At 34.9% G+C, this 8,952-nt stretch carries 6 protein-coding genes; all 6 read right to left on the bottom strand.

Annotated features, from left to right (window positions below; all coding sequences use genetic code 11):
- Positions 1-543 precede the first annotated feature (543 nt).
- The gene (gene thrS, locus SPD89_RS22000; RefSeq protein WP_336264080.1) at positions 544-2,481 is read right to left on the bottom strand and encodes a threonine--tRNA ligase; all 1,938 of its coding nucleotides are present in this window, start codon (positions 2,479-2,481) and stop codon (positions 544-546) included.
- Positions 2,482-2,999: 518 nt separating this feature from the next.
- Entirely contained in the window at positions 3,000-3,836 is an 837-nt protein-coding gene (gene ytxC / locus SPD89_RS21995; protein ID WP_336264079.1) for a sporulation protein YtxC, read from the bottom strand.
- A gap of 323 nt (positions 3,837-4,159) precedes the next feature.
- Positions 4,160-5,089, bottom strand: coding sequence for a primosomal protein DnaI (gene dnaI / locus SPD89_RS21990; protein ID WP_336264078.1), 930 nt, complete (start codon positions 5,087-5,089; stop codon positions 4,160-4,162).
- 21 nt (positions 5,090-5,110) lie between these two features.
- The gene (locus SPD89_RS21985) at positions 5,111-6,445 is read right to left on the bottom strand and encodes a replication initiation and membrane attachment family protein (RefSeq protein ID WP_336264077.1); all 1,335 of its coding nucleotides are present in this window, start codon (positions 6,443-6,445) and stop codon (positions 5,111-5,113) included.
- 12 nt (positions 6,446-6,457) lie between these two features.
- On the bottom strand, positions 6,458-6,922 hold the full coding sequence (gene nrdR / locus SPD89_RS21980; RefSeq protein ID WP_336264076.1) for a transcriptional regulator NrdR: 465 nt from the start codon (positions 6,920-6,922) through the stop codon (positions 6,458-6,460).
- Positions 6,923-7,729: 807 nt separating this feature from the next.
- Positions 7,730-8,776 (bottom strand): glyceraldehyde-3-phosphate dehydrogenase, encoded by a 1,047-nt coding sequence (locus SPD89_RS21975; RefSeq protein WP_336264075.1) that lies wholly within the window; start codon positions 8,774-8,776, stop codon positions 7,730-7,732.
- Positions 8,777-8,952 lie beyond the last annotated feature (176 nt).

The following is an 8,952-nucleotide window of genomic DNA, read 5'->3' as shown; positions in this document are numbered from 1 at the left end:
AATACTCAATAGTTTTATTATTTTTGACTTCATAGTTGAAGGTTACTGTGACATAACTACTTAATCACCACTAGGAAAGAATGACTCGTTCTCCAAGACGTCGAGTCGATTGCGAACATGTGGAGTCATTTTCCAAGATGTCGAGTCGATTCCAAACATGTCGAGTCTTTTTCCAAGACGTCGAGTCGATTCCAAACATGTCGAGTCATTTCCCAAGACGTCGAGTCGATTGCGAACATGTCGAGTCATTTTCCAAGACGTCGAGTCGATTCAGAACATGTCGAGTCATTTTCCAAGATGTCGAGTCGATTGCGAACATGTCGAGTCATTTTCCAAGACGTCGAGTCGATTCCAAACATGTCGAGTCAGTTTCCAACATGTCGAGTCGATTCAGAACATGAGAAGTCGTTTCGCAATATACGCCTTTTCCTGAGATACGGAGTTGACCATATAGACTTTTACGACGCAGTTTATAGATTTAGAGCAATAGCGATAAATTTGCTTCGGTTGAACTAACAGATGCCCAACTTTTTAGAAAATATTTTATTTATGACCAACTTTTTCTTCTATTTCTTTGTTGATAACTTGTAAAAACTCTTCAAAAGGAAGGGATTCCGTTTTCTTTTCTCCGTATCTACGGATATTTACGCTACCTGCTTCCTTTTCTTTATCGCCAATTACTAATGCAAAAGGAATTTTCTTTGTTTGTGCTTCACGAATTTTATAACCGATCTTTTCATCTCTGACATCAACTTCTACTCGAATTCCTGCTCGCTGCAATTTACTAGCGACATCATTCGCATAGTCTAAGTGAACTGTTGGTGACACTGGAATCACTTGCACTTGAACTGGAGCCAACCAAGTAGGGAAAGCACCTTTATATTCTTCAATTAAATAAGCGACAAATCGCTCCATCGTAGATACAACCCCACGGTGAATGACAACGGGACGATGATGTTTTCCATCTTCCCCGATATAGGAAAGATCAAAACGTTCCGCAACTTGATAATCAAGTTGGACTGTGGATAATGTTTCATCGTGTCCGAGAGCTGTTTTTACTTGAACATCAAGTTTCGGTCCATAGAAAGCTGCTTCACCAATTGCCTCTACATAAGGCAGATTTAACTCATCCATTGTTTCTTTTAATACAGATTGAGCTGTTTCCCACATCTCATCATTATCAATATATTTCTCCGTATCTTCTGGATCTCGGTAAGATAATCTGAAATAATAATCTTCAATCGCAAAATCTTTATACACTTGTTTAATTAATTCAACGACTCTAACGAACTCATCTTTTAATTGATCCGGACGGCAGAAAATATGTGCATCATTTAATGTCATTCCACGCACGCGCTGTAATCCTGCTAGTGCACCAGACATTTCGTAACGGTGCATCATCCCAAGTTCGGCAATTCGTACAGGTAAATTACGATAACTGTATAATTGATTTTTATAAACCATCATATGATGTGGACAGTTCATCGGACGAAGGAATAATTCTTCGTTCTCCATCTGCATCGAAGGGAACATATCATCTTGATAATGGTCATAGTGTCCACTTGTTTTATATAATTCTGCACTTCCAAGAACCGGTGTATACACATGGTTATAACCAAGCTTTTCTTCTAAATCAACAATATAACGCTCAACAATACGACGAATTGTCGCCCCATTTGGTAGCCAAATCGGCAATCCCTGTCCTACTTTTTGTGAAACAGTAAACAATTCCAACTCTTTTCCAAGGCGGCGATGGTCGCGTTCTTTTCTCTCTTCCAATATGCGTAAATGTTCTTTTAGTTCAGATTCTTTTTCGAATGCGGTACCGTAAATCCGTTGCAATTGCTTATTTTTGCTGTCTCCACGCCAATAAGCGCCGGAAATACTTAATAATTTAAATGCTTTAATTTTACTTGTTTGCGGTACATGAACTCCACGACAAAGGTCAAAAAATTCACCTTGTTTGTAAATAGAAATGGTTTCACCTTCTGGAATATCATCAACTAACTCTAGTTTTAAATCATCACCGATTTCGCGAAACATTTCTTTTGCTTCTTCCCGTGAAAGTTCTGTTCGCACAATTTCCAAATTCTCATCAATAATCCGCTGCATTTCTTTTTCTATTTTCGGGAGATCCTCTGGTGTAAGCGATTCTTCCATATCAATATCGTAATAAAAGCCTTCATCAATAACTGGGCCGACACCAAACTTAACATCTTTATATAATCGTTTAATCGCCTGTGCCATTAAATGGGCAGTTGAATGTCGCATAATATCGATTCCGTCTTCATCTTTATATGTGATAATTTCTATTTTCCCCCCCTTTTGAAGAGGACGTCTTAAATCGATAAACTGATCATCCAGTTTAATTGCGAGCGCCTGCTTTCTTAAGCCAGGTGAAATGAATTGAGCAATTTCTTCACCAGTAATTCCTTTTTCAAAATTTTTTTTGTTCCCATCTGGGAAAGCTATTGTAATCATTAAAAACACTCCTTTTTTTATCTTAGAAACTTAGCTTTTTCACCAAGATTTTATAGTGAAAGTCTTCGTTGTACTTACAACCCACAGACGTGCAAGTCACAAACTCTTTTCGGTGGGACGAGCGAAAGCGTATCCCCGGGACGTGCCGTTTATGTCGGTGAACAACAAGGTGGTTTTTAACTTTCTGCCAAAACAAAAAACACTCATCCCTAAATATATAGGGACGAGTGTTAACACGTGGTTCCACCCTCATTTTCAATTTTACAAAAGCACTAACTGCTTACAATAAAAAATGATTCGACTTCATTATTTCCGTAACGTGGAAGTAGCGCTATAATTTACTTAATTTCAATTACAGAGTTCAAAGGTGGTAATTATTTAATGCAAATAGCAGAAGCTTCCAGCCGACGACTTCTTTCTCTATCTATTGCAGGGTAAAAATAATCATGTCCTTCTCATCACTTTTTGAGATTTATTTTCTTAGAAAGAATTATATCAGGATTTATGTATGATGGCAATTAATTAACATGATAGTGAAAAGGAAAGCGTTCTTTAGGCAAAAATGTAACTCTCTCTTGAAAAATATTTAATATAGTTGAAGTTTTGGCTTCGGCCGGATGATCCCCGTAAATATAAATTTTCTTTGGAAGTAATGTAATAATCGGTGATAAATTCATTTCATTTGCATCTAATCCTAAAATATAAAGAGGCTCATTATACATTAATGTTTTTAATTCAAGATAATTATACTGTTCACCAGTTGCTTTATAAAATGTAAAATTTTCTCCTTGAACAATATGTAATTCATCTGATTTCGATTCTCTTCGTTTAATAAAATCACGGATCGATTGTACAAAGCTCTGGTGCTCCTCTTCACGCTTCATTTCGTCAATACCATATCCGACTGCTTCTTTTAACTTCATTTGCAGCGGTTGCGTGCAAAATGTTAGTAACGAATCAAAGTGAATTGGAAATGCGTCTTCAATATTTTTCCTTAGCGTATTAAATAAATACTTTTCTAAAGAAAAATGCTCTTTAAATAATTGCTCTTGATAATGCTTTTCGGTAACTATCCAATTCGTTAACAAACATATCCTCTCGATTTCTTCCTTATCTGTATAGAAGTATTTTTCTCTCGTGATTTGTTTGATCATTTTATTTAACCGATAAAACATTAACACTTTAACTAAGCATGAGATCACTATATCAAGTGTTACTTTCTGATCCTGAATACGCAGCTCGTTCCCCCAATGTTCATCTCTTTTCCACTGTACACATATTTCTCCCTGTATCCGGTAAAGCATTTCGCAAAAATAAATTACTTCTTTTTCATGGCGAAAATAAATGACTTTCAATCTCTACCACATCCTCATCCTGTGTTCCGTAGTACATTATATGGACGAGGTGCAGAAAAAATGAATAGGAAAAAATCAAAGATTTAGTTCATAAAAGTGGTTTTGAAAAATATATTCAAGTTCAAGGTAATTAAGAATCATGAAGAAATTTAACGACAAAAGAACGCCAAAGGCATTTTCGCTAGATTTTAGTGTCTCTAGTGTCCATTAAAAAGTGACTCGGACATCACGTTAATCTATAATTTTGTCCGTCAAAGCGTGCCACCCGCAGGCATTATTTTCGTTTGTGTCTGCGGGGGTCATATTTGGAAGTCCTCAACTAATTAATTTCTTCTATTTTCTCCACCTACTTTTATTTCCTTACTTACTTGCTTTATCCGTTCCATTATTCTACCGGCCTTTACCTGTTCTACACCATTTTTGGTAGAAGTGGCCAAAATTTGTTCTAATTGTGCCATCGTATAATTCGATGTAAAGAATACTGGCAATTTTTCCATCATCCGATATTGTAAAATTGAACCAAGTACTTCATCGCGAAACCAAGCCGATAATGTTTCTGCTCCGATATCATCCAACATTAGGACATCAGCTTGTTTAAACATATTTATTTTGTCTTGTACTTTATTATCTTTTATCGCTTCTCGAATTTCCCTAACAAACTCTGGCATGTAAATTAACATGGAGGAAAAATTAAATTTCCGTAATTCATTTGCAATTGCACCAAGCAAATAAGTTTTACCAACACCAAACGGGCCAGTAAAAAACAATCCTTTTTCTGGTAACCCCTGTTTAGCTAGATTTAAAAAAGATACAGCTTCTTTTGTTGCCTGCATCCGATTATGATCAGGATATATATTTTCCATGCTAGCATTTAAAATTTCTTTTGGCATATAAATACTTTGAATTAAATTTTCTTTTTCCGTCATTTTTTCATACTGAATATGGTTTTGGCACTTTTCATAGGAAATATGAATTTCACCATTTACATATTGTAAGATAGGTGAGTATCCCTTTACAATATTTTTACAAAACTCAAAAGATGAACACTTGTCACATTGTACAGATTGTGTTGCATACTCATATAATTTGTTTAATCGTTTATCAATGTCTTTTTCGGTAATCTCTGGATGTTTGTTTAAAAAGTATGCGATTTTTGGATGCTGCAAAATCTCTGTTTTCATCGCTTCATGTCTTTGTTTAAAACTTTCATTATTATTAATCCATCTTTTTAAAGAGGTCTGTATCGGCTTCATTTTTCTCATTCCTTTGAAACGTTAATTGTTTTCTGAAGCGTATTTTTGCAAGATAGCAACCATCTCTTCTTGTTCTCGTGCTTGTTCTTCCGTTAAGTTAACTTCTTGTTTTGTTTCTCTCGGTTCTTTATGTCTATCTTTAAACCAATCTGGAATAATTTCTTTAGATTGTTTTCTAGATTGATAGTTTCTTTTCGGTTGTGCCTTTTGTTCTGATTGTTGTTGTATAAAGTCCATTACTTCCTTTGCAGTTTTAAATTTTTTCCGAGACCAGTTACTCGCAATTTTTTCCATGTACTCTTTGGGGAGTTTCATATCAGAACGTAACATGACATAGTGGATAAGTACATTCATCACCGATGAAGGAATGCCTTGATTTACCATTAAATCACTTATAAATTTCAAGTCTTGTTTAGAAGCGTTATTACCGCTTGATAAATCTTCTAATAATTCTTTTGGTGTAATAGTTTCAAATCTTTGTTGCAGTTTTTCAGTTTTAGTTAATGACTTTTCTTGCACTGAAACGCTTTTTTCTGGTTTTTTAACTGTAAGTTTCAAATTGCTTACATTATGTTTTGTTTGAAAAACATCGTGGCAGACGGCTTTAAACTGTTCAACATCAAGTCGGTTCTCCTCTGTAAGAGCCCATTCAACAGATTTTTCAATTTCATACGATTCTAAATCATACAATTGAACAAGTTGTGAAATAATACGCTTGTTTGTTTCTGTTAAAATCTTATCAACAGGTAACATTTTCCGTTTCAAGCTTTGTTCAAGTAAAGAAAAATCCATTTGTTGAAGAGGAATTCCTGTTGGCTCTTCACTTTTTATTGGCGGAATGTATTCCGGTTCAAATGTTTGAAATACCTCATGAAAAACAGCTGTAACATTTTCTCCAATTCGTTGCTGATTTGCCTTTGTATAATGCTTTTTTAATGAAAGGAATTTCTTATCTCCAATATGGCGATACAATAGCTCCGATAACATCACATCTTCAAAGAATGCTATCGGACTAAAAGGTGATTGAATAACATATGTATAATACACTTTCTCTTTCGTTTCTTTTTTATATGTTTTTAATAATCCAATTCCTTCAAGTTTGAGACGCGCTTCATAAATTCGATCTAACGGCATATTTAAATAATTCATCAACGTATGATGTGTTTGCAATTGAATTTCTGGTTGAATATCAATTTCATGTAAGAGAAGCTGATATAAACTAATTGCTTCAATTCCGAGTAAAGGTTGGTATAAGTGCGTTAAAGATTGGATATAATCATTCGGCAAACTGGAATCAAGTTGAACAAGATATCCATCTACTGGTAAGATTTTTCCTAGATGCTGCACTTTTTTCACTTCCCCTTTTCATTACTTGGATTTTTTCGATTGTAAAATTTCTTTTAGTTCATCTAGAAAAACATTAATATTTTCAAATTGACGATAAACAGAAGCAAAACGTACGTATGCTACTTCATCAATGTCAGACAATCGTTCAAGTACCATCTCACCAATATGTTGGCTACTAATTTCAGGGAGATCAGAATTTCTTATTTCTCGCTCTACTTCTAGAGCAACTTTTTCAATTTCTTCAATCGTAACAGGTCTTTTTTCGCAAGCGCGCATTAATCCCCTGATCAATTTATCACGATTAAACTCTTGTCTTGTCCCATCTTTTTTAACTATAATTAAAGGTGTTTCTTCTTTGCGTTCAAATGTGCGAAAGCGAAATCCACATCGCTCGCATTCTCTACGCCTTCTGATCGCATCACCGTCTTCAAAAGGTCTTGAATCCAGAACACGGGAATGTTTATGATTACACTTTGGACACTTCATTCGTTTCAACCCCATTCATATTCGATCCAACATCTAAAAACGTTCAGTATCTATTCTTATAGTTTATCATGTTTTTAACTTTTTCCATAATGATTATCATACTTGACATATTTAACATTAAATTTAGACTAAACCATAGAATTTCTAAATGTTAATAATTTTTATAGAGGATGTTCAAAAAGTCCGGTAAAATGACACTGCGAATTTCGCACGAATGCTTGTTTCTCCACTACTCATGTATCTAAATGCATACATTCCGGTGCTCGAAACTGCGCCACCTCGAACTTCTTAGTCCTTTTTATCCTCCTTTTTGAACACGCACTTATATAACAATAGATTTAAACACTACTCGCCCTGTGACTTTAGACTCGACATGCGGAAAATCCACTCGACATGTTGACAATTCGCTCAACGTCTTGATAAGCGACTCGACATGTTGAAAATCCAATCAATGTTGGAATCAAGTCGTCATCATCAAGTAGCAATTATTAATACGCTGCATTCTAACCCACTTTCAAGCCCTTCTTGAGGAAAGAGCTATTTTAAATAAAAAAAGTTGTCCATAATAACAGACAACTTTTTTGGCAGATAGGAACGTATAAAAACTTCCTACTGCATAAGTGCAACTAAGGCACTCGCTATTAAAGGCTTGCACTCAAGAGCATAAGTGTAACATCACCTCTATCTTTCGCCAATATGGCTCTAAGGAAGGCTGACTAAGAACAGGCTTTGCGCCAACGTCGGTATCCCCTAGTGATGAGGGCATGTTTTCTTTAACGAATGCCAAGTTTTCTAATGAATATTAATTTAAGATATTTTTACTGTTTCTTTTTTTTGACTCGGTTGTTGTAAAGCTTTACCTACAAACTTTGCCAAATCAACTACTCGTGCAGAATAGCCCCACTCATTATCGTACCAAGCAAGAATTTTAATTTTTTTATCTTCCATAACAATTGTAGAAAGTCCATCAATAATTGCGGAATAATCGGTTGTTGCATAATCAATCGAAACAAGTGGCTCTTCACTATACTTGATAATGCCTTTCATTTCTTCATTCGCTGTTTTCTTAAATACACTGTTTACTTCATCAACGGTTACTTCTTTTTCAACATCGACTACTAAATCCACAAGTGACACATTTGGTGTTGGAACTCTTAATGCCATCCCGTGTAATTTTCCATTTAGATGTGGTAAAACTTCACCAAGTGCTTTGGCCGCTCCGGTTGAAGTTGGAATAATCGATTGCCCACATGCACGTGCGCGGCGTAAATCTTTATGTGGATTATCTAATGTAACCTGGTCAGTTGTATAAGCATGAACAGTCGTCATTAGACCATTTATAATGTTGAAATGATTATCTAATACTTTTACTACTGGAGCTAAACAATTTGTTGTACACGATGCATTGGAAACAACATGATCCAATTCTGGATTATATGTTTCTTCATTTACTCCAAGTACAATTGTATTATCAACATTTTTACCAGGAGCTGTTATTATTACTTTTTGTGCACCAGCTTGTAAGTGGCGACTTGCTCCTTCTTTTGTGTTAAATTTTCCGGTTGCTTCAATCACAATATCAATATCATTTTCTAACCACGGTAATTTTTCAGGTTCACGTGAGTTTACATGTAATACTTTCTGTCCATTTATTTCAAACCCATCTTCTAAAATGTCAATATCACAATCAAAGATTCCGTGAACACTATCGTATTTTATTAAATGGGCTAATGTTTCCTCTGGATAACTTGCATTTATTGCAACTACCTCAATATTTTCATCTAAGATCGCTTGACGAAACACCATTCGTCCAATTCTTCCAAATCCATTAATGGCTATTCGAGTTTTACTCATTTCAAGTCCTCCCAATATATGTTACGCTGATTCGATCTATTTTCATAATTAGTATAACACATTTAACAAAAAATGTGCTATCAAATATGTATAAATTATTAACTTTTATTATTTAAGGTAATTATAATTGCGCTCTTTTAAAAACAAAAAAATAACAGGTTTGAAACGCTTATTCA

This window comes from Pseudogracilibacillus sp. SO30301A (genome assembly GCF_037072025.1).
GTDB lineage: Bacteria > Bacillota > Bacilli > Bacillales > Amphibacillaceae > Pseudogracilibacillus.
This window is presented reverse-complemented; position numbering and strand designations above follow the sequence as displayed.